Genomic DNA, 23044 nt, shown 5'->3' on the forward strand with positions numbered 1-23044 from the left:
GTCAACAGATACATAAACGAGAGCGTAATTCCCGAATAACGGTAAGCGGGCAGCTCAAAGCATCCACAAATAGAATTCGTCAGACTTCGGCATGCGTGCCGAGGTGCGGGGGAATTCAACCTAAATGAGGGACTAACGACAATGAGAAATTGCGCAAAACTAAGACTCGGGATGCTCTCGGCGACTATGTTCACCAGCGCCATCACCGCCATTCCCGCCTTTGCCCAGGAACTGGCGACGACCGAAGCCGTGACCGATGATGCCATCTTCGTCACGGCCACAAGGCGCACCACGACGCTGATGGACACGCCGATCAACATTTCCGCGCTCGGTTCAGAAGAGATGGATCGCCAGCGCATCGATGACCTGCGCGACATTGCCGACTTCACCCCCGGCCTGACGGTGTCGGACACCGGCGCGGGATCGACCGGCACAGTGGTGATGCGCGGCCTGAACGCATCCGACACAGGCGACGGCGGAGCGATTTACGATGACGCGCTGGGCATCTACCTTGGCGAAGTTCCGCTCTATTACGATTTCAAGCTGATCGACATCGCTCGCGTTGAGACACTGCTGGGGCCGCAGGGTACGCTCTATGGCCTGGGTACGCTGGCCGGCGCGATCCGCTATATCCCCAACCGTCCGAACACCGACTATATCGAAGGTGCTGCGCATGGCCGCACCTATTTCATGTCACATAGCGGTGACATCGGCTTTCAGGCTGACGGCATGCTCAACCTGCCGATCGTGCGCGATCACATCGCCTTTCGAACCGCCACCGGCTATTATTCCAATGCGGGGTTCATCGATTATCCGCTGCTGGTCAATGAACCGGGCGTATCGCTGCCCCAGCCGGACGGCCCCACCAGCATTTCGGATGCCGGTTACGCAGCGAACCTGCACCGCGAAGATGATGTGAACTTCGAACACACCTTCACCTCGCGCAACCAGATGCTGCTCCAGACCACCGAAGACCTGCAACTGCTGCTTACCTATGCCTATCAGCGGACTACCACCGATGGCGCGCAGTCGAACAGTGCGGGCGTTCTGGGAACCGGACGATATGAAAACGCCAGCCGCTTTATCGAGCCGGTGGAGCGCAGCGCGCATCTCTTCAGCGCCGAACTCAATGCCAATGTCGCCGACATCTTCGATGTGGTGGCCACCGTCGCCCATACCAAGGTCAAGTTCCACGACAGCGCCGACGTGACCGATCTGCTGCTTGATCTTGATTACGATTATGAGCTGTTCCCGGCTTTCGCCGGCTACACCGACTCCCAGAGAAACCGGGACCAGAACAATGCCGAAATGCGCCTCGTATCGGCGCATGGCGGGCCGGTCAGCTGGGTTCTCGGCGGCTTTTACAACGAGAACAAGTATCAGAGCGACTACGCCGAACGCATCCCGAACCATCCCTGGGTCGATCCCACGACCAACCCGGAAGCTCTGGAATATGTGAGCTACATCACTTCCAAGGTGACCGAGAAGGCGATCTTCGGTGAAAGCACGCTGGAGGTCACGCCGGAATGGCAGGTCACTGCCGGTGCGCGCTATTTCAAATACACCTCGACCATTGCCGGGGCGGCTGCGCTGCCGGTTCTGGGTGACCCGCTCAGCCCGTACGACCTGCCTGCCAACGGTGGCGATGCGGCGAAGGATGGCTGGGTGTGGAAGCTCAACACCTCATATGAATTCTCACCGGATCTGATGGTCTATGGCACGTACAGCAAGGGCTATCGCATCGGCGGCCCGAACCGCGTTGCTCCGTGTCCGGCCGACATCACGCCCGGCCAGCAGATCATTTGCGCTCTGCCGGATGAATTGCAGTATGGCCCGGACACGACCAAGAACATCGAACTGGGTATTCGCGGACAGTTGTTCGACCGGCTGCTGTCATTCAGCTTCAACGTGTTCCACATCGACTGGCAGGGCATCCAGGTCGACTCCTCCACGCTCTACGGTGCCACGGGCATCACGGTGAATGGCGGTTCGGCCAGGTCGAAGGGCTTCGAGACGTCTTTCCAGCTGCGCCCCACGCCCGAGCTGACGATCCAGGGCACCTATTCCTACACGGACGCCATCCTGACCGAGGACGTGCCGGGCATCATCACCATTCGCACGACGCCCAATAATTACGACAACCGCTTCAGCCAGCTTGATGCCTTGTCAGGTGACCGCCTGCCGGGCTCTGCCAAGAATTCCGGCAGTCTGGGCGTGACCTATATGACACCGCTTGCCGATGGCGACCTGATCGCAAACTGGACCACAACCTACCGCGGCAGTGTGGTTTCACGGATCGGCTGGGACCGTGCCTATGGCGACCTGCTGCCCAGCTATGTCACCCACCGCGCATCGCTCACCTATGACATGGATGACTACAGTATCAGCCTGTTCGCCAACAACATCTTCGACAAATATGCGGTCGTGTCGGTCGCCAATGACCGGTCGCGGATCGGCGTGAATGATGGGGTGGCGGTGCGCTACTATCGGCAGGCGGTGCTTACTCCGCGTACCGTTGGCATCGAAGGGCGCGTGAGGTTCTGACAGGCTGACTACCCATTGAGCAGGAACGGGGCGCTTGCCGGACATCGGCAGGCGCCCCATTTCATGTGCAAAATTGGTGCAAACAGCGGCGCAAACAGCGGCTAGTCCAGCGCGATGCCCTGCTCTGTAAACCAGTCCCGGATCGGCGCCAGCGCCTCCTCGTGGATACGCCACTTGCCCACGCCATCGGCATTCAGCGGGCGGCGGACCTGCGCGGCGCTGGGTGTCGCAACCGCAGCGGCGTTCTCATGAAATGCGAGGCAGGCCGCGTCCCATCCAAGGCCGCAATGTTCGATCAGGCGCCGGGTCTGCACTTCCTGATCGGCCACCAATTGTTCGTAGGACAGCTGCAGCACGCGGCCTGGAAACAGCCTCTCCCACATGCCCATCAGGCGGCTAAAGCGCGCATAATATCGGGCCGTATCCATGAGGTCATAGGAATAGGCGTAATAGGCGGACCGGCTGGCGAAGAGGTTCTTGTAGTTGCTCCACACCGTGTCCATCGGATTGCGGCGCAGGCATACGATGCGGGCATTGGGCAGCGCCCGCGCGATGTGTCCTGCGTACAGGAAATTGGCCGGCAACTTGTCGGTAAAGCGTGCGGTGCCCCGGGGCCGGTGATGGTGGGCCTGCGCGAGATAGGCGTCACCGATAGCGGCCGGGTCGATGGCCGCGCTTGCCATGATCGTCTCCCTGTCGATGACAGTGCGCGATGGCGTTCCCGCCAGCTTCTTCACGGCAATCGGCATGGCCTGCAACTCTCCCGCCGACACCACATCGCGGTGAGATGAGAGGATCCGGTCGACGAGCGTCGTGCCTGTTCGGGGCATGCCGATCACGAATATTGGCGCGTCATCGGGATTGCCCCCGCCTTGATGCAAAGCACTGTTGCGCTGCGCAAAAACGGTCTCGATCGCGTCGAAAATCGCGGCGTCCTGGGCAAAATCGTATCGGAGCGAGAGCTTGTGTGCGCTGTTGGCGGCAGACAGGTGCCCGAACGCCTCGGGGTCACCGATGTCCTCCAGTTCCTTTGCCAGCGCATAGCGGATGCGCAGTGCCTCGCCAGGTTCGCGGGCCTCGGCAAGGGCGGTCTTGAGCCTTGTTACGTGGTTCGCATCTGCTGTCTGGCGAGACAGAATGGCGACAGCATAATGCGCCCGCGCATTGCCGGGATCCGCGGCGAGAATGGCCTCATATTGCGCACCGGCTTCGGCCACCCGGCCGGTATAGCTGCTCGCTGCCGCCAGATTATATCGATAATCGAGGTTGTCCGGCTCTGCCGCCACCGCGCATTGAAAGGGCTTGATCGCACCCTCATGGTCACCAAGCCGGGTGAGAACGCAGCCGATCGTATCGAAAGTCCGCGCATCGCCGGGCGCCAGCGCCATTGCCTCGCGTGCAGCATCGGCGGCTTCGCCATCGCGCCGCAAAAGGATCAGCAGCCTGGCCAGCTGGGCCAGATATTCCGCCTTCGGCCCACGCACGGCCGCCGCCTGGACAAGCGGCACCGCTTTGCCAATCTGGCCGGTCTCGGCAGTCGCAATTCCCAACAGGAAATAGCCCTCTGGTTGATCCTTGTCCTGAAGAATCAAAGACTTGGCGGTATCCGCTGCCAGTGAAAAATCGCCTCGCCCAAGTGCAGCCCTCGCTCGCGCTTCAAGCGTCACGAGGCACTTGCCAGCAAGCTGCGCAGATGGTGAATTTTCAGGGTGTGATCTTGGTCCAGCGACCGCGTTCTGGCTGCGAATGGCTCCATTCGCCCAGCATATTTGCGCCTTGCCGGTTAGGCAACGCAATATCCCGCGCGGACCCGCTTATGATGGCGGGCGGCGAGCGGCAAAACCGTCCATAGTCCGGCGGGGTTGCGCCGGACCATGGAAGTTTGAAGAGCCAGTTTTCAACCTCGCTCAAACCTGCAATCGGGCATTTGCCCGGCCGAAGGTCTCAGCGGTTGGAGGCGAACTGTTCGTGCGCGGTGTTCGCTGCCATCCGGGTTTCGATCTGGTCGCGGATGTCTGCGAGAACCTCTGCACGGCACTGGCGCGCGCTCGCGGCCAGGGAAAGGTGCACATTCTCGAGCCGATCGCCGCAAACCGCACGGGCGGCTGCGTCCATACGGATGGCGAGGCTGCGTTGCCCCGCTTGTGTCGCGAGGTCGAGCCCGTCGAGCCGAAGCATCGCGCTTTCCTGAACAAAGGGATCTTGCGTAGTATTTGCCATGGCCGGCGCCGCAATCGCGAACGCAGCCAAGGCCAAAAGACCTGCTTTCATCGTCGTTTTCTCCTGCGTTTTACTTATTACCGCTCTGCGGCGGCTATGGATCACATATGCACGCGCCAGTCGGCTGACAAGGATCAACTACAGGAGAAAAGGGCTTACGGAGACCTGACTTCCAGGAAAGCGAGGCTGGAGATATCGCCCAGAAGGCCGATCGGAAGGCTGGTGCTGGCAGAGGTGACTTGCGCCGTCTCCGGGTCAAGCAGGGAGACTTCGATCGTTCGCGCATTGGGGGCGGACCATTGCCGCACTGTTTCGATCGGCAGGCGAACTTGCCAGTCCTGCCCGCCATCGGCGGTCACGACTTCGCCGTTGAGCCTTACGATCGATGCCGGATCATCGCGATAACCGGAAATCTGCAGGCAGCTCTCTTCACCGCAGCGCACCAGTTTCGTGCTGGGTTCACGTTCTGCCAATGCGGGTGATGCGGCACTGCAGATCGCGACCGCGCCAGCCAGCACTATCCCATGCTTGCGGAGAATAGGGCTTCGCGCCGCTTTGGGCATATGCTGAAGGGTTTGCGAGAGAAGGGATCGGTAGATTGCACTGCGCTGCATCGAGAGTCTCCTCACAACGCGCCTGAAACAGGCGCGCTATTTGCTGACACTCTCCCATTGATATGGTTCTCCAGAACCTGGAGACGAAGCTACAGATAACACTAAATTGGTCAAGCGTAATATTCGGCAGCGGGCATGGCACGCGGATTTCTGGGCGAATTTTCACAAACCGTCGCCCGGTGCTCCTGCCACCCTGTCACCCCATCCCCCCGGCTTGCGCAGGGGCTCTGGTTCCTTCAGCCGCCGAGGCCTTCCTTGCCGACATCGAGGCGGGCACCCACGGGAAGAGCCCGGGCGCCGAAGCCGGGGGGAGCATTGCCCCCGCTTGCAGCCGTCAGGCCGGCATCGTTGTCGACTACGAGCTTGGCCCACAGCGTGTCGCCATCCTTGAACCAGGAGGTTTCGCTGGCCTCCCGCAGCGCCGCCAGGCTGGGCTTTTCCACGCCCCCGGTGGCGGCGTTGAACCCGGGAAACTCGAAAATCACCGACGAGCCGTCATCCATTTCGGTCAGGGTCAGGGACAGCGCATCCCGCGACGTCTCGACCCGTACTTCGGCGTCAGAGCCGATCGTGGTTTCCCCGGTATATTCGAACCGCTTGCCCCTGCGCTGCAGGATGATCGGTTCGGTAATCGGGCCACTCTCGAACCCGCTGAAATTGCCGGCGATGCTGAACCGGCCGATGTCCGCATCGCAGATGGCGGCATTCCAGCTCGCCTTGATTTCGCAAGTTTCCTCATCCGACGCGATGCCGTTGTCGATAACGATGTAGGCACCGGGAATGCCGCCGATCGAGCCATCCAGATCACGGAACGCCGCGCTTCGGTAGGCCGCACTGCGGCCATAGTCGGACGCCCAGCGGCGCTGGATCGGGGGGAAGCTGACCGGCTGGGCGTTGACGAATGTCAGGCCCTCGACCGAGTTATCGGTGCTCATGCCGAAGCTGGTGAACAGCAGGTAGGAAAGCGCACCTGCATCGCGCAGGTCGTTGGATACGTAGTTCACGAAGGTTGTGTTCACCACTTCGTGGTGGAAATCGTAATATTCATAGCCGCGGATCGGGAAGTCCGCCGATGCGGCCGGCAGGCTGCGGCCATAGGCCACTTCCTCGGGCGTGCTTGGGTTTCCGATATTGGCGCTCTCTCCCACGAACAGCGAGTCGACTACCCGTGAGGTGAACGGGGCAATACCCGGAATACCGGACGCATGGGTGAAGCCGATGGCGTTGTCGGCCAGTTTCAGATTGGTGTACAAGTGGTACTCGCCGCGCCCCCAGATGGCGCCGTTGCGGTTCTTGTAGCCGGTGAAATTGTCGAACACCGAAACCACCAGCCCGCTGTTCGTATCGGTTGGATCGGCGTAGCTGGTAAGGTTGGGTCCGGCGATACCGAACCTGCCGTCTGGCCCGGGGCCGCGGTCGAGCAGGAATCCATCGAAATTGGAGTGGGCGACATTGCCGCTGAACTCGCGCACCTTTGTCCGTCCGGGCCAGGTGTTGGCGCTGATCTCCGTGCCTTCGAACTGGCCGGTCGGATGTGTGGGAAAGGCCATCCAGAAGCCGATCTGGTCCGACCCCGCGGCCACGTTGTCGCGGTAGATGTTGTCAGGATTGGTGATCCAGAAAGTGGACACGGTATTGTCCGAAGGGATCAGGATATGCTCGGCAGATTGCCCTTCGGTGGACTGATGCGCCAGGACAAGGTTTGTCGGCTGGCACGGCAGTGTCGGGTGACACTTGGTCTGGATGCCGAGGTTGCGGACGAACTGGTTGCCCGTTTCGATCCCGTCTTCCAGAAAGAAGCAGTGACCCACGGTGTTGAAGGTCACGTTGTTTTCAACCTGCACATTGTTGGTGCCGTGCACCGTCACGCAGCGGCTGAAGGTGTCGTGGATCGCCGCGTTGCGGACATATTGCCCCTGACCCTCTCCGATCAGATGCCAGTGGATCGGGTAGCGCGCCAGGTTCATGTGCTGGCCCATGCGCGTCAGCTCGACCCCATCGACGTACATCTCGGACCCGACCATCGCCATGATGTGCCCGCCGAAGTAATTGCTCTCGGAATCCTCCGATGCCTGAATGCGGATGTTGCGCGTCAGCAGGCCCACTTCGCCGCGCTCGTCCACGCCGAAGGTGATCTCACCGAAGTGCATGTATTCGAGAGGCTGATCCAGCGTCAGCCTGTTGCCGCTGATGGCTGCAATGTGGCGCCTCTCGGCCTGGCGGGGATTGAAGTCGGTTGAGGCAAGGACGATCTCGTCGCCTGCACGCCAGCCACTGGCGTCGAGCACCTCGATTTCGCTGCTGCCGGCCTCGGCAGTGCGGGCGAGCTTGCTCCAGCTGTTTTCACGGTTGCCGTGCAGGTTCAGCGTCCCGCGCATGAGCATGATCCCGCGATCGCCCATGGTGTTGATGTCTTCGCCGGGGACATTGTCGGTCAGCGTGATCGTGGCATTGCGCGTGTGCGGCCTGGCTTCGGTGCCAATCTCAAGTTCGCCGCCGGGTACGTAAATCCACTCGGTTTCAAGGCTGATGTCGAGATCGTCCGAGAAGCGGAGCTTGCCATTTACCGTCAGGCTGCGCAGCGCGGGCGGATTGACGTCGAGCAGAACGTCCATGTCGCGGGCAATCGTGACGGCATCGCCTGCGCCCGGCACCTTGCCGTCCGGCCAGGTGGCGGGATCGGACCAGCGCAAGGACCTGACTGCTGAAGGAGCCGCTGGCTCTTCCATGGCGGCGTGGGCGTGGTTCTCCTGGGCAGCAACTCCGGAGCCTGCGCCCAGCGCAAGTGACACAGGAAGAAGCGACGAAAAAAGGAGCAGGCGAGACTGCTTGGCCATGACGATTATCCCCTCGGTCGGGACTATGTGTCCCGCTCTTTTTATTCAGGCGATCCTGCAACAGATAGGTCTGTTTGCCAAGGTCCCTATCAGCTGTGTTTCGAGGGTTTTTGTAATTGATTGTAACAGGTCCTGTATCCGCCCGTCGGCATGCTCCCGGAAGAGGGGCGAGGCATGCAGGTATAGGGGCGGTCCGGATCACCGTGTTGGATGCGCATGGCAGGCTGATGAAATTCGCCTTCGGTACCGAGCAGATCCAGGCCGAATTCGACAATCTCGCCTAAAGAGCTTTGACCGGGCACTGAACGCAGGAGCGGGAGGCCACCTGCGCCGATGGCGAGACGGTGGTGCTGCTGAAAGTCGACGAAAACGCTGACACGGGCGCGCGATATATGGTCCTGAGCAGGCGACCCGCCACCGCAGATATGGACCAGCGAACATGCTGGAGGTGGCTGCATGCAAACGGGCCCGGTGCGCTCTATGCCTTTACGTTGCCTTTAGGTTGTCGGCACTCGTTCCCCCTGGGGCGGGCGTGCCCGGTTCAGGAATATCCAGCTGACTTTGCGATATAGGCGGACATCGTCGGCAGCATGGTGGAGGTGCCGCCGTTGATTGAGGCGAGGGTGGAGAATGGGCCGCCGGGCAGTGTCAGATCAACATCGGCTGTACCCAGGTTAAAGCCGCACACAACGCGTCTCCCCGCCAGTTCGCGGTGGAAAACCAGCACGTGCTTGGTCGCCCGGACAAGGTCGAAACTGCCCAGCCGCAGCTCCGGCGTATCGCGCCTGATGGCCAGCAGCCGGCGGGTGGTTTCCAGCATCGATTGCGGCTCGCCCACCTGCACGCTGGCGGCGCGCGCGCGATTGGCGTCGCCCAGTGGCAGCCAGGGCACGGCATCAGAGAATCCTCCGCCCGGCTCGTCCGTCCACGGAAAAGGCGTGCGCGCGCCATCGCGCGAAAGGGTCAGCGGCCAGTTGGCGATGGCCTCCGGGTCCTGCAACAGTTCGAAGGGGACCTCGTCCTGCTCCAGCCCCAGTTCCTCGCCCTGATAGATGATCGGGTCGCCGCGCAGGCAAAGCAGCAGGGCCATCTTGACGCGGGCGAAATCCTCCGGCTGTTCCGTCTTGCACCAGCGCGAGACAGCGCGCGGCGCATCGTGGTTTTCGAACGCCCAGCTTGGCCAGCCTTCGCCGCGATCGCCGGGCCATCCCGCCATGGCTTCCGCCACGCGCTTTGGGGTGAGTTCGGGGGAGTAGAGGAAGTCAAAGCCATAGGCGCTGTTCAGCCGGTGATCGCCGGTGGTGAACGCCTTCATTTCTTCCAGCGCCTTGTCCCCGCCGATTTCGGCCATGGTGAAAATGGCGCCATATTCATTGGCCAGTCCGCGAATCCGCTCGGCGAAATAGACCATTTCTGGCTGCGACTGACTGTGCAGCTTGATCTGGAAATCAAACGGCCGGCTGCGCCGTACGCCGGGTTCTTCCGGCACTGGCGGATTGTCGCGCAGCAAGGGGTCATGCATCGCATGGTTCAGCGCATCGAGGCGAAACCCGTCAACCCCGCGTTCAAGCCAGAACCGCGCCACTTCCAGCAGGGCATCCTGAACCTCCACATTGTGCAGGTTCAGCTGCGGCTGCTCCTTCAGGAATGTGTGCATGTAATACTGGCCGCGGCGTGCATCCCAGGTCCAGGCCGGTCCGCCGAACACCGATTGCCAGTTGTTGGGCGGAGTCCCGTCGGGTTTGGGATCGGCCCACACATACCAGTCAGCCTTGTCGCTCTGGGGAGAACTGCGGCTTTCGGCGAACCAGCGATGCTGGTCCGAACTATGCGCATAGACCTGATCGATGATCACTTTCAGGTCCAGCGCATGCGCCTTTGCCACCAGCGCATCGAAATCCTCAATCCTGCCGAAGATCGGATCGACACCGCGGAAATCGGAAATATCATATCCGAAATCCTTCATTGGCGAGGTGAAGAAGGGCGAAATCCAGATGGCATCCACACCCAGCCTGGCGATGTGGTCCAGCCTGCCGGCAATGCCGGGCAGATCGCCCACGCCGTCGCCATCGCTGTCCTGAAAGCTGCGTGGATAAATCTGGTAGATCGAGGCTCCGCGCCACCATGGAGGAGCCGACTTTTCGCGCAGTGACGCCATTCGCGCCTCCTTTGGATCAGGGCAGCAATCAATATCACGAAATTCCGCTGTGAACAGTGTTTTGCTGCAATGCACAATTTGCGTATTGAACGGCGTCAGCAGCGCTTGTCGTTTTGCGAATCCGGCCTTACCAGATGATGGTCGCACCATCCGGCAGGTGCGGCGCGGGCCGGTTGTATAATCAGTTCAGCAACAAGCCGGGAATAGAGCGGAGAGGACTGCAACCTGCACGGGACACGCGCCCCGGGCATTTTTAGGAGCGTGGCGAATGTCCACCAGTCCCGTATCGCTTAGCCCTGAAATTCAGGATCTCATCATCGATGTGCTGCGTCACCGCGTAGGCAAGGACGAACGCGCGGCCAAGCCGCATGACTGGTATACCGCCACGGTTCTGTCGCTGCGTGACAAGATCATCGACAGCTGGATGGAATCGACCCGCCGCACCTATGCCGATGGCGGCAAGCGGGTCTATTACCTCAGTCTGGAATTCCTTATCGGACGGCTGCTGCGCGATGCGCTGAGCAATCTGGACCTGACGCATGAAATGGCACAGGCGCTGAAACAGCACGGGCTGGACCTGGCCGTGCTGGAGGATCTGGAGCCCGATGCCGCGCTGGGCAATGGCGGGCTGGGGCGACTGGCCGCATGCTTTATGGAAAGCCTCGCCAGTCTGGATATCCCGGCATACGGCTATGGCATTCGCTATGTGAACGGCATGTTCCGCCAGCGTATTGACGACGGCTGGCAGGTGGAATTGCCCGAAACATGGCTCAGCCACGGTAACCCCTGGGAATTCGACCGCCGCGAAAGCGCCTATCATATCGGCTTTGGCGGCGAAGTGGTGGAGGCCAATGGCGGGGTCAAATGGCATCCCGATGAAGTGATTGAGGCAAGCGCGGTGGATACGCCCGTGGTCGGCTGGCGCGGCAAGCGGGTGAACACCCTGCGCCTGTGGACCGCCCATGCGCTCGATCCGATCAGGCTCGATGCTTTCAACGCCGGAGACCATGTGGCCGCGCTGGAAAGCGATGCCAGGGCGGACAGTCTGGTGCGCGTGCTCTATCCTGCGGATTCGACACCGGCGGGGCAGGAATTGCGGCTGCGGCAGGAGTATTTCTTCTCCTCCGCATCGATCCAGGACATCGTGCGCCGCCATATCCAGTATGAAAAGAACATCCGCACACTGCCGGACAAGGCCGCGATCCAGCTTAACGATACCCACCCCGCGGTGGCCGTTGCGGAACTGATGCGGCTGCTGGTGGATGACTACGGCCTCGAATTTGACGAGGCGTGGGACGTCACTTCAAGGACAGTCGCCTACACCAATCACACGCTTTTGCCGGAGGCTCTGGAAAGCTGGCCGCTGCCCCTGTTTGAACGGTTGCTGCCGCGCCACATGCAGATCATCTATGCGATCAATTCACGCGTGTTGCGCGATGCCCGCAAGGCGGGGCTGGACGATCTGGCGATCTCCGCCATTTCACTGATCGACGAGGGCGGGGAACGCCGCGTGCGGATGGCCAACCTGGCCTTTGCCGGGGCGCACAGCGTCAATGGCGTGGCCGCGCTGCACACGGAATTGATGAAGGAAACCGTCTTCAGCGATCTGCACAAGCTCTATCCTGGCAAGATCAACAACAAGACCAATGGCGTGACCCCCCGGCGCTGGCTGATGCAGTGCAATCCGGGCCTGACGGGTGTGATCAAGGATGCCATCGGTGATGCATTTCTTGACGATACGGAGAAGCTGCAGGACCTCAACGCTCTGGCAGGCGATGCCCAGCTGGGTGAACGGATTGCTGAGGTCAAGCGCAGCAACAAGCTGGTGCTGGCAGACCATATCAAGGCTTTGACCGGGGTCCGTGTCGATCCCGATGCTTTGTTCGATGTGCAGATCAAGCGCATCCATGAATACAAGCGCCAGCTGCTCAACCTGATCGAGACGGTGGCCTTGTATGACCAGATCCGCAGCCACCCGGAAAAGGACTGGGTGCCGCGGGTCAAGATCTTCGGCGGCAAGGCAGCGCCCACATATCACAATGCCAAGCTGATCATAAAGCTGGCCAATGACATCGCCCGCAGGATCAACAGCGATCCTTCTGTCGGCGGGCTGCTGAAGGTCGTCTTCATTCCCAACTACAATGTCACGCTGGCCGAACGGATCATCCCGGCTGCCGATCTGTCCGAACAGATTTCAACCGCCGGGATGGAGGCATCGGGCACGGGCAACATGAAGTTCGCGCTCAACGGTGCGCTCACCATCGGTACGCTCGACGGCGCCAATATCGAGATCAAGGACAAGGTCGGGGACGACAATATCTTCATCTTCGGCCTGACTGCGGATGAAGTGGCTGCACGCAGGCTGGACAGCTACAATCCGCGCGACGTGATCGAGAACTCCAGCGAATTGTTGCAGGCGGTCGATGCCATTTCCAACGGTGTCTTCTCCCCCGGGGAGCCGGAGCGATATCGTGAACTGATGGATGGCCTGTATGACCATGACTGGTTCATGGTGGCGGCTGACTTCGATGCCTATGCCGGGTGCCAGCGCGCTGTCGATCAGTTGTGGACCGATCAGGCAAGCTGGCGCAAGAAGGCGATACACAATATCGCCAATGTCGGCTGGTTCTCCTCCGACCGGACGATTTCGGAATATGCGCGAGAGATCTGGGGAGTCATGTGAAGCCACCTGAATCGGCAATAGAGGCGCTCTTTTCTGGCACTCATGCCGATCCCTTTTCGCTGTTGGGAACGCATTCCGGACCTGAGGGAACCTTTGCACGGGTCATGCTGCCCGGCGCGCAGGAGGCCAATGCCTTCTCGTTGCGGGGCGGGTTCCTGGGCAAGATGGCGAAGGTTGATGATCGCGGGCTGTTCGAAGGCAGGCTGAAGGGCAAGCCGCAGCCGGTCAAATATCGCTGCAAGGCAGGCGGGCACAATTGGTGGGTCAGCGACCCCTACAGCTTTGGGCCGGTGCTGGGGCCGCTCGACGATTTGCTGATTGCCCAGGGCGCGCATTTTCGCCTGTTCGACAAGATGGGTTCCCACCTGATCGAGCATGAAGGTGCAGCAGGCGTTCATTTCGCTGTCTGGGCCCCCAATGCGCGCCATGTCAGCGTGGTCGGCGATTTCAACGATTGGGACCCGGCGCGCCATCAGATGCGGCGGCGGCTGGATATCGGCGTGTGGGAAACCTTCATTCCCGATATCGGCGAATGGAGCGCCTATAAATACCGCATCACCGGCCCCGATGGCACGGTGTTGCCGCTCAAGGCAGATCCGTTTGCCTTTGCCTCCGAACTGCGGCCCAAGACCGCATCGCTCACCGCGCGCCCGGCAAAGCCCGACTGGGGCGACGCCGCGCACCGGGCCCACTGGGCCAGTGTCGACCCGCGCCGCGAGGCGATTTCCATCTACGAAGTCCACCCCGGATCATGGCAGAGAAACGCCGACGGCTGGTTCCAGACCTGGGACGAGATGGCCGAAACGCTGATCCCCTATGTGGCGGACATGGGCTTTACCCACATCGAATTCATGCCCGTTTCCGAACACCCTTATGATCCCAGCTGGGGGTATCAGACCACCGGACTGTTCGCGCCCAGTGCACGGTTCGGCGCACCGGACGGATTTGCCCGTTTTGTCGACGGCGCACACCGGGCGGGAATTTCCGTGCTGATTGACTGGGTGCCGGCGCATTTCCCCACCGACGAACACGGGCTGGCGCATTTTGATGGCACTGCGCTGTATGAGCATGAGGACCCGAAGCTGGGCTTCCACCCGGACTGGAACACCGCGATCTACAACTTTGGGCGGCGCGAAGTGTCATCCTTCCTCGTCAACAATGCGCTGTTCTGGGCCGAGCAATATCATGTCGACGGGCTGCGCGTGGATGCGGTCGCATCGATGCTTTACCGCGATTATTCGCGCGAGGCGGGGGAATGGATTCCTAATGCCGAAGGTGGCCGTGAGAACTGGGAGGCGGTTGATTTCCTGCGCGCCATGAACCGCGCGGTCTATGGCAGCCACCCGGGTTTCCTGACCGTGGCTGAGGAAAGTACCGCATGGCCCGGCGTTTCGCAGCCGGCCTATGAAGAGGGTCCCAGGGAAAATCTGGGATTCGGCTTCAAATGGAACATGGGCTTCATGCACGATACGCTGCAATATATGGCGCGCGATCCGGTCCACCGCCGCCACCATCATGCGGAAATCACCTTCGGGCTGGTCTATGCGTTTTCGGAGAATTTCGTCCTTCCGCTGAGCCATGACGAGGTGGTCCACGGCAAGGGTTCGCTGTTGACCAAGATGAGCGGTGACGACTGGCAGAAATTCGCCAATCTGCGCGCTTATTACGCGATGATGTGGGCCTATCCCGGCAAGAAGCTGCTGTTCATGGGGCAGGAATTTGCCCAGCGGCGCGAATGGGCAGAGGACCGCGCGCTCGACTGGGACCTGCTGGATGCGCCGACGCATGCGGGCGTGCGCGCTTTGCTGCGCGATCTCAACCATCTGTATCGCGGCAAGCCGGCCCTGCACGCCCGCGATTGCGAGGGTGAGGGCTTCGAATGGCTGATCTCCGACGATAGTGAGAACTCGGTGTTCGCCTGGCTGCGGAAATGTCCCGGCCAGCCGCCCATCGCCATCATCAGCAATATGACGCCGCAGCTGCTCACCGGCTACCACCTGCCGTTGCCGCATGATGGCAGCTGGCGCGAAGTGCTGAACAGCGATGCGCTGGCCTATGGCGGCGGCGGACAAGGCAATCTTGGAGAGGTGAACGCGCAGAATGGCGGGGCGCATGTCACACTTCCGCCATTGGCTACGATCATGCTGGAATTTACAGAATAACAGAACGGGGAAGTGCGATGCGAGATCTATCCGGGCAACCTCTGGCGCGTGACGCCATGGCCTATGTGCTGGCCGGTGGCCGTGGCAGCCGTTTGGTGGAACTGACCGACAACCGGGCCAAGCCTGCGGTCTATTTTGGCGGTGTCTCGCGGATCATCGACTTTGCGCTCTCCAATGCGATCAATTCGGGCATTCGCCGCATCGGCGTGGCTACCCAGTACAAGGCGCATTCGCTGATCCGCCACATGCAGCGTGCGTGGAACTTCATGCGGCCAGAGCGCAATGAGAGTTTCGATATCCTGCCCGCCTCGCAGCGTGTGTCCGAAAGCCAGTGGTATGAAGGCACGGCCGATGCGGTGTTCCAGAACATCGATATCATCGCCGCCCACGCGCCCAAATACATGGTCATCCTGGCAGGCGATCACGTCTACAAGATGGATTACGAAATGATGCTGCGCCAGCATGTGGAAAGCGGTGCCAACGTCACCGTCGGCTGCCTGGTGGTGCCGCGCATGGAGGCGACCGGCTTTGGCGTGATGCACGTGGACAAGCAGGACAACATCACCGCCTTTGTCGAAAAGCCCGCCGATCCTCCCGGCATTCCGGGGGAGCCGGACATGGCGCTGGCAAGCATGGGCATCTATGTCTTCGATACCGAATTCCTGTTCGACGAACTGCGCCGCGATGCCGCCGATCCGGGATCGGGCCGCGACTTTGGCGGCGACATCATCCCGCACATCGTCAAGCACGGCAAGGCGGTGGCGCATCGCTTCACCACCTCCTGTATCCGCGCGGCGGACGAGATTGAGGAATACTGGCGCGACGTGGGCACGCTGGACGCCTATTTCGAGGCCAATCTCGACCTCACCGACGTGGTGCCCAAGCTCAATCTCTATGACAGGGAATGGCCAATCTGGACCGATCAGATCGTCGCCGCCCCGGCCAAGTTCGTGCATGATGAGGAAGGCCGGCGCGGCATGGCTATTTCCTCGCTGATCTCGCAGGACTGCATCGTCTCGGGCGCGCTGGCACGGCAGAGTCTGTTGTACACCGGCGTCAAGATGGGCAGTTTTTCCAGCGTGGAACGGGCGGTGATCCTGCCCTATTGCAACATCGGCCGGAACGCGCAGCTCAAGAATGTGGTGCTCGATTCAGGCGTGCGCATTCCTGAAGGGCTGGTGGTGGGTGAGGATCCGGTGCTGGATGCCAAGCGCTTCCGCCGCAGCGACAAGGGCGTATGCCTGATCACCAAGGACATGATCGCGAGGCTGGGTTGACGCTCAAAGTCCTGTCCGTCGCGTCCGAAGCCGTGCCGCTGGTCAAGACCGGCGGGCTGGCCGATGTGGTCGGCGCCCTGCCTGCGGCCCTGGCCAGCCATGATGTGGAAGTGACCACTCTGCTGCCCGGTTTCCCGGCGGTGATGAAATCCATTCGCAAGGGCCGCAAGATTGCCGAGTTCGAGAGCCTGCTGGGAGAGCCGGCGCGCGTGGTATCGGCCAGACTGGATGACGGGCGCAAGCTGCTGGTGCTCGACGCGCCAGCCTATTTCACCCGCGAAGGCGGTCCTTACGGCGATGGTTCGGGCGCGGACTGGAATGACAACTGGCGGCGCTTTGCCGCGCTGGGCAATGCGGCGGCGCGGCTGGCGGGCGTCGGCGGCAAGAAGGGCAAGTTCGATCTTGTCCACGCGCACGACTGGCAGGCCGCGATGGCGCCTGTCTACCTGCGCTTTGGCGGTCATCCGGTCCCCAGCGTGCTGACCATCCACAACATGGCCTTCCAGGGCTATTTCGGGGCGGAGGTATTCCCCCGCCTGGGCCTGCCGGACAGCGCATGGACGATGCAGGGGGTGGAATTTCACGGCGGTGTGGGCATGCTCAAAGGTGGCATGGTCTGCGCCGATGCCATCACCACCGTCAGCCCCACCTATGCCCGCGAAATTCACACGCCCGCCTTCGGCATGGGGCTGGACGGCGTGATCAGGGCGCGCACAAACCTGGTTCAAGGCATATTGAACGGCATCGACACGGCCGAATGGAACCCTGAGACTGACCAGCACCTGGCCGCGCACTTCAGTCCGCAGAAACTGGGCAAGCGCAAGGCCAACAAGAGCGCGGTCGAGAAGGCGTTTGGTCTGGAAACCGGCGATGGACCGCTGTTCATCGTCGTCAGCCGGCTGACCTGGCAAAAGGGCATCGATGTGCTGCTGGAGGTGATCGATCACCTTGTCGGGCTGGGCGGTCGCCTGGCGTTGCTGGGATCGGGTGAGCCGGAGCTGGAACAGGGGCTGAAGGAAGCGGCAGAGCGCCATCCGGGAAAAGTCGGGCTGAAATTCGCCTATGACGAACCGCTTTCGCATCTGATGCAGGGCGGCGGCGATGCCATTCTGGTGCCTTCCCGCTTTGAGCCTTGCGGGCTGACGCAGCTGTACGGTCTGGCCTATGGCTGCATCCCCGTGGTGGCGCGCACGGGTGGGCTGGCTGACACGGTGATTGATGCCAATCCTGCGGCCATGGCGGAGAAAAGCGCAACCGGTGTGGTGTTTGCGCAAGCCAGCTATGACGAGCTGGCGCTGGCCATCAGCCGCACCATCCGCCTGTTCGACGATCCCCCTGCATGGCGCCGCCTGCAACGCTGCGCCATGCGCGCCGATTTTGGCTGGAGCGCCAGCGCGGCGCAATATGCAGGCCTGTATCGGCGGCTGGTGGAGGCTGCCAAGTGGGCCTGAAAGAGGGGGTTACGCTGACCCCATCGGGCACACAATTCGTCGTTCGCTCCCCACTGGCTACCGGCCTCACGCTTTGCCTTGCGGGGCCATCCGGGCAGGACGAAACGCTCATCCCCATGACGCGTGAGGGCGATCTGTGGGTTGCCAATATGGCGCGGGATTGCACCGGTGATCTCTATGGCTACCGCGCACATGGCGAGTGGGCGCCCGGGCATGGGCACTGGTTCGATCCGGCCAAGATGCTGGTCGATCCCTATGCGCTGGAGCTTGACCGGCGCTTCACCCAGCATCCCTCTCTGGCGCAACTGGGCGCGGATACCGGCGCCATCGTGCCGCGCGCCGTGGTGACCGGCCCGCTGCCTGAAGTTGCCCAAACGCCACCGCGCTTCACCGCCGGGGGCCTGATTTACGAGGTCAACGTCAGGGGCTTCAGCAAGCTGCATCCCGGCATTCCCGATGCACTGCGCGGCACGGTGGCAGCGCTCGCCCATCCGCTGGTGATTGCCCATCTGCAAAAGCTCCATGTAACCGCCGTGGAACTGATGCCGATCACGGCCTGGATCGATGAGAGGCACCTGCCGCCGCTCGGGCTGTCCAACGCATGGGGTTATAATCCGGTTGCCATGATGGCGCTGGACCCGGGCCTGTGCCCCGGCGGCATTGCAGAACTGCGCCAGACCGTGGAGCAGCTGCACGAAGCGGGCATAGGTGTCATCCTCGATCTGGTGCTCAACCATACCGGCGAGAGCGATATTTTCGGCGGGGTCATATCGCTGCGGGGGCTGGACGACAGTGCCTATGCCAAGCGGCCCGACGGACAATTGATCAACGATACCGGCTGCGGCAACACGCTGGATTTCGCCCGGCCGCATGTCCGCCAGCTGGCCATCGATACGCTGCGCCACTTTGTGCGCCACTGCGGCGTGGATGGATTCCGCTTCGATCTCGCGCCGATCATGGCGCGCGGGCCGGGGTTCGATCCGCACGCGCCCATATTCGCGCAGATTGCCGCCGACCCGCTGCTGGCGGACCGGATCATGATTGCCGAGCCGTGGGACATTGGCCCCGGCGGATATCAACTGGGGCATTTCCCCGCCGACTGGCTGGAATGGAATGACCGCTACCGCGATGACGTGCGCCGGTTCTGGCGCGGCGATGCGCCGATTGGCGAACTGGCGACCCGGCTGGCGGGATCGGCGGATATTTTCGGCCAGCCCCCTCCCGGCCAAACCTGCCGCAGCGTCAATTTCCTTGCCGCGCATGATGGCTTCACGCTGGCCGATACGGTCGCCTTCGAGCAGCGCCACAACCTCGCCAATGGCGAGGGCAACCGCGACGGTCATGGCGAGAATTTCAGCTGGAACAACGGCGTGGAAGGCGCCAGCGTCGATCCCGCCATTTGCGCGCACCGTGCCCGCGATCTGCGCGCCTTGCTGGGCACGCTGTTCGCATCGACCGGCACGATCATGCTGACCGCCGGGGACGAGATGGGTCGCAGCCAGCAAGGCAACAACAACGCCTATGCGCAGGACAATGCGATCAGCTGGATTGACTGGGAAGGGCGTGACCGGGAGCTGGAGGAATTCACCGCGGGCCTTTCGCGCATGCGGGCGGAGCGGATCGCCCTGTTCCGGCGGTTTCCCGAAGATGGCCACTGGCGCTCTGTCGATGGCGGCGAACTACACCCGCAGGACTGGAATTCGCCCGCTTCCCCGGGCTTCATCTTTACACTGGGCGAAGGCGGCGATGTGCTGGACATCTGCGTTGACCGGGAACGGCGCGCGGTCAGCTGGAAGGTCTAGAACAGGGCAAGAGAGCAGGGCAAGCTGCTCCCTGAGCTTACGGCAGCTCGCCTGCCGGACCGGGCTTCAGGCGCAGGCGGGCGATCAGGCCCGGTGATCCGGCTTCCAGCACAATCTCGCCATTCATGCTTTGGGCAAACTCGCTTGCCATCGCCAGCCCCAGACCCGACCCCGGCATCTGCGCATCGAAGCGAGAGCCAATATCGAAGGCGCGCGCGATCTCCCCCTCATTCATGCCAGGACCATCATCGCGAATGGTGACGATCACGGTCCCGTCCTGCGCGCGCGCGATGGTGATGGCGATCTTGTCGCGCGCCCACTTGCCGGCATTGTCGAGCAGGATGGACAGAACTTCCGAAAGATTGACGGGATCGACCGGCAGCGAAATCTCCTGATCCGGCGGCTCGAGGTCAAAGCGCTTGCCAGGATGCAGCCGGGTCATCGCGTTGAGGATGGGAACGAGCAATTGCGGCAGTCTGGCACGGGTGGCGGGGAGCCTTGAGGCGACGGTCAGCCGCGCGCGGGCAAGCTGGTAATCGATCTGCTGCTGCATCATCTCCGTATGCGTCAGCAGGACCTGCGCCGAGGCGGCGCATTCCTCGCGCAGGGCGAGCTGTTCGGCCTCATCGGTCAGCACCGCCAGCGGCGTGCGCAGCGAATGGGCAAGATTGCCGGCCTGCACGCGGGCGCGGCTGACCATCTCCGAATTCTGCCGGATATACTCGTTCAGATCCTGCACCAGCGGCGCAATTTCGGTGGGATAGCGCCCTTCCAGACTGGCGGATTTGCCCTCGCGCAGCCGCGTGATCGCTTTGCCCAGGCGGCTCATCGGGCGAAGGCCAAAGCTGATGATGGCGACGCCCGTTGCCAGCAGCAATGCGCCAAGGCTGGCCAGCCAGACGGTCAGCTCCACGGTGAAGGAATTGATCGCGTCGTCCAGCTCGCTCTGGTCGGTGGCGATCACCACATGGATTTCCTCACCGCCGGGACCAGGAACGATCATGCCATAGGTGATCGCCGGCCCGGTCGGCCCATCCAGAATGCGGTGCATGATGTTGGGCGAATGGGCCACTCTCTGGTCCAGCTGACCACGGGTCATGGATTCGGATCGCAGCATGGTCTGGTGCGGGATGCTCACCTGCCAGTAAAAGCCGGACAGCGGCACTTCATAACGCGGATCGGACAGCGGGCGTGACAGTTCGGGCATGCCGTCGGCGCCGATCTGTACCAGCCGACCCAGCTCGCGAACATGGACTTCCAGTTCCTCATGATAGCTCTGTTCGATATGGCGGGAAAATACCTGCGTGGCGGTGAACCAGATACCGAATATGCCCAGGCTGACCCACAGCAGGATCGCCAGCAGGAAGCGCAGCCGCAAGCTCCCGAACGACAACTGGCTCAGCTTCATGCTGCGGTCCCGTTCTTCTCGAAGCGATAGCCCATGCCGCGCAGTGTGGTGATCCGATCGCGCCCGATCTTGCGCCTCAGGCGGGCGATGAGGACTTCGATGGTGTTGAGCTCCCGCTCGTCCGCCAGTTCATACAGATGATCGAGGATGTCGGATTGCGGCAAGATCTGTCCGGCGTGGCGCATGAAGAGGTGGAGCAGGGAGAATTCCCGGCGGCTGAGCGAGAGTGGCTCACCATTGTCCTCCACCATATGGGTCAGCGGATCGAGCGTCAGGCCGCCAATGGAGATGGTGCTTTCGCGCTTGCCCATGTGGCGGCGGAACAGGGCGTTGAGCCGTGCCTGCAATTCCTCGAAACGAACGGGTTTGACCACGAAATCGTCGGCGCCTGCGTTCAGCCCCTCGACCTTGTCCTGCCAGCTGCCGCGCGCCGTCAGGATCAGGATCGGGCAGGCAACACCCGCCGCGCGCCAGTGCCTGAGCAGGTCCACCCCGTCGCCATCGGGCAATCCCAGATCGAGGATGATGGCTGCCATCTTGTCCAGATCGGGCCAGTCTTCGGCCAGGTCCGCTGTTGGCGCCAGGTCGACCGCATAGTCCGCACCGCGCAGCCGTTCCCCCAGCCTGCGGCCCAGCTCGGGATCGTCTTCAACCAGCAGCAGGCGCATTCTCTCCCTTTCCGGCCTTACGCCTGTGAATGCTTATCCTTACGCCTTATGCGCACTGAAACTGACAAAAAGCTGCCAATCTGACAAGTTGTTGTCAGTTTGGCGCGGCAAGGTCGCCTTCATGACCAGGCCCACTCTCCCTTCACTCGCATGCTGTCTGATGCTTGCATCGCTGGGAGCTTGCTCCGGCGGTGAGGCGGATGAGCAGTCCGCCACCACAGCCCAGCAGGCAGATGCAGCTCCTGCACCGTCGGAGGCGATCTCCACGGCCAAGGCCCGTCTGGCAACGAATGTGCCGCTGGGCACGGTTCCGGGCCAGATCACCCTGCCGCCAGAAGCGCGGGTGGCGGTGACATCGCCGTTCCCCGGCGCTGCTGTGCGCGTATACGTGATCGAAGGTCAGGCCGTGGCGCGCGGTGCGCCGCTGGCGATTGTCAGGGCGGCAGAGCCGGTCAGCATTTCCGCCGATCTGGCCCGCGCCCGGTCCGAGGCAGCGCTGGCCGAAGCGCAATCCGCCCGGCTGGAGCAGCTGGCGAGCGAGGGCATCATTGCCCAGGCCCGCGCGGACGAGGCTGCGGCCCGTCTGGCGCAGGCGCGCACGACCGTGGTCGAAACCCAGCGGCTCAATTCCTATTCCGGCGTGGGTCCTGACGGGATGATGACCCTGCGCTCGCCCATTTCGGGGCGTGTGGCGCATGTCGGCGTTGAAACCGGCGGTCCGGTCGATGGCATGGTGGCGCCGTTCGTGATCGAGGCGTCCGGCTCCTATCAGATAGACCTGCAACTGCCCGAACGGCTGGCCGGTCAGGTTCGGCCCGGAATGGGCGTGGAGCTGCAATTGCCGGCCGGTGACGGGCAGACGATGCAGGTCGGCGGAAGAATCCTGTCGGTCGCGCCGTCGATCGATCCGGTCACGCGCTCGGTGATGGCCAAGGCCAGCATTGGCGCGGCGCCGGGACTGGTGCCGGGCGGCAATGTGATGGTGGTGATCACCGGTTCGGGCGATGGCGAGGGCGTTGCCATTCCATCATCGGCAGTCACGCGGATCGGCGGGACGGAGCATGTCTTCGTGCGCACAGGCGATGGTTTTGTGCCGCGCCCGGTCACGCTGGTCTCCGCCGTTGGCGGGGAAGCGATCATCTCTGCCGGGCTTGAGCCGGGTGAGACTGTCGCCACCAGCGGCATTACCGAACTCAAAGCCGCTGCGGCGGAATAGCGGT

14 protein-coding genes are annotated in these 23044 nt (G+C 62.1%); 7 read left to right on the top strand and 7 right to left on the bottom strand.

The window, feature by feature from the left end; translation table 11 throughout:
- Positions 1 to 186: 186 nt before the first annotated feature.
- The gene (locus ABDZ98_RS06410; protein ID WP_237437384.1) at positions 187 to 2544 is read left to right on the top strand and encodes a TonB-dependent receptor; all 2358 of its coding nucleotides are present in this window, start codon (positions 187 to 189) and stop codon (positions 2542 to 2544) included.
- 101 nt (positions 2545 to 2645) lie between these two features.
- Here the strand turns inward: ABDZ98_RS06410 and ABDZ98_RS06415 are convergent, their stop codons facing one another.
- The 5 genes from ABDZ98_RS06415 to ABDZ98_RS06435 all read right to left on the bottom strand — a co-directional run bounded on the left by ABDZ98_RS06415 (position 2646) and on the right by ABDZ98_RS06435 (position 10373).
- Positions 2646 to 4211 (bottom strand): sulfotransferase, encoded by a 1566-nt coding sequence (locus ABDZ98_RS06415; RefSeq protein ID WP_160590132.1) that lies wholly within the window; start codon positions 4209 to 4211, stop codon positions 2646 to 2648.
- A 277-nt stretch (positions 4212 to 4488) separates the two neighbouring features.
- A complete protein-coding gene (locus ABDZ98_RS06420) occupies positions 4489 to 4815 on the bottom strand; it encodes a UrcA family protein (RefSeq protein WP_160590130.1) in 327 nt (108 codons plus the stop codon).
- Positions 4816 to 4919: 104 nt separating this feature from the next.
- Positions 4920 to 5237, bottom strand: a complete 318-nt coding sequence (locus ABDZ98_RS06425) for a hypothetical protein (protein ID WP_237437383.1) — start codon at positions 5235 to 5237, stop codon at positions 4920 to 4922.
- Between the two features lie 377 nt (positions 5238 to 5614).
- On the bottom strand, positions 5615 to 8071 hold the full coding sequence (locus ABDZ98_RS06430; RefSeq protein WP_160590128.1) for a G8 domain-containing protein: 2457 nt from the start codon (positions 8069 to 8071) through the stop codon (positions 5615 to 5617).
- 685 nt (positions 8072 to 8756) lie between these two features.
- Positions 8757 to 10373, bottom strand: coding sequence for an alpha-amylase family glycosyl hydrolase (locus tag ABDZ98_RS06435; RefSeq protein ID WP_160590126.1), 1617 nt, complete (start codon positions 10371 to 10373; stop codon positions 8757 to 8759).
- 268 nt (positions 10374 to 10641) lie between these two features.
- On the opposite strand from ABDZ98_RS06435, the gene ABDZ98_RS06440 reads away from it, so the two are divergent.
- The 5 genes from ABDZ98_RS06440 to glgX are packed head-to-tail and all read left to right on the top strand — an operon-like array spanning position 10642 to position 19748.
- Positions 10642 to 13056: a glycogen/starch/alpha-glucan phosphorylase gene (locus ABDZ98_RS06440; protein WP_160590124.1), complete on the top strand. Its 2415-nt coding sequence runs from the start codon at positions 10642 to 10644 to the stop codon at positions 13054 to 13056.
- Entirely contained in the window at positions 13053 to 15218 is a 2166-nt protein-coding gene (gene glgB / locus ABDZ98_RS06445; RefSeq protein WP_160590122.1) for a 1,4-alpha-glucan branching protein GlgB, read from the top strand. Before ABDZ98_RS06440 ends, glgB begins: the two co-directional genes overlap by 4 nt.
- 17 nt (positions 15219 to 15235) lie before the next feature.
- Positions 15236 to 16495 (top strand): glucose-1-phosphate adenylyltransferase, encoded by a 1260-nt coding sequence (gene glgC / locus ABDZ98_RS06450; RefSeq protein ID WP_160590120.1) that lies wholly within the window; start codon positions 15236 to 15238, stop codon positions 16493 to 16495.
- Positions 16492 to 17946: a glycogen synthase GlgA gene (gene glgA, locus ABDZ98_RS06455; protein WP_160590118.1), complete on the top strand. Its 1455-nt coding sequence runs from the start codon at positions 16492 to 16494 to the stop codon at positions 17944 to 17946. Before glgC ends, glgA begins: the two co-directional genes overlap by 4 nt.
- Positions 17937 to 19748, top strand: coding sequence for a glycogen debranching protein GlgX (gene glgX, locus ABDZ98_RS06460; RefSeq protein WP_337190159.1), 1812 nt, complete (start codon positions 17937 to 17939; stop codon positions 19746 to 19748). Before glgA ends, glgX begins: the two co-directional genes overlap by 10 nt.
- Positions 19749 to 19785: 37 nt before the next feature.
- Here the strand turns inward: glgX and ABDZ98_RS06465 are convergent, their stop codons facing one another.
- A complete protein-coding gene (locus tag ABDZ98_RS06465) occupies positions 19786 to 21156 on the bottom strand; it encodes a HAMP domain-containing sensor histidine kinase (protein WP_160590114.1) in 1371 nt (456 codons plus the stop codon).
- Positions 21153 to 21824: a winged helix-turn-helix domain-containing protein gene (locus ABDZ98_RS06470; RefSeq protein WP_160590112.1), complete on the bottom strand. Its 672-nt coding sequence runs from the start codon at positions 21822 to 21824 to the stop codon at positions 21153 to 21155. Before ABDZ98_RS06470 ends, ABDZ98_RS06465 begins: the two co-directional genes overlap by 4 nt.
- Before the next feature lie 160 nt (positions 21825 to 21984).
- Between ABDZ98_RS06470 and ABDZ98_RS06475 the strand changes: the two genes are divergently transcribed.
- The gene (locus tag ABDZ98_RS06475; RefSeq protein ID WP_160590110.1) at positions 21985 to 23040 is read left to right on the top strand and encodes an efflux RND transporter periplasmic adaptor subunit; all 1056 of its coding nucleotides are present in this window, start codon (positions 21985 to 21987) and stop codon (positions 23038 to 23040) included.
- Positions 23041 to 23044 lie beyond the last annotated feature (4 nt).

Origin of the sequence: Alteraurantiacibacter aestuarii, assembly GCF_039523595.1 — a bacterium.
GTDB classification, from domain to species: domain Bacteria; phylum Pseudomonadota; class Alphaproteobacteria; order Sphingomonadales; family Sphingomonadaceae; genus Alteraurantiacibacter; species Alteraurantiacibacter aestuarii.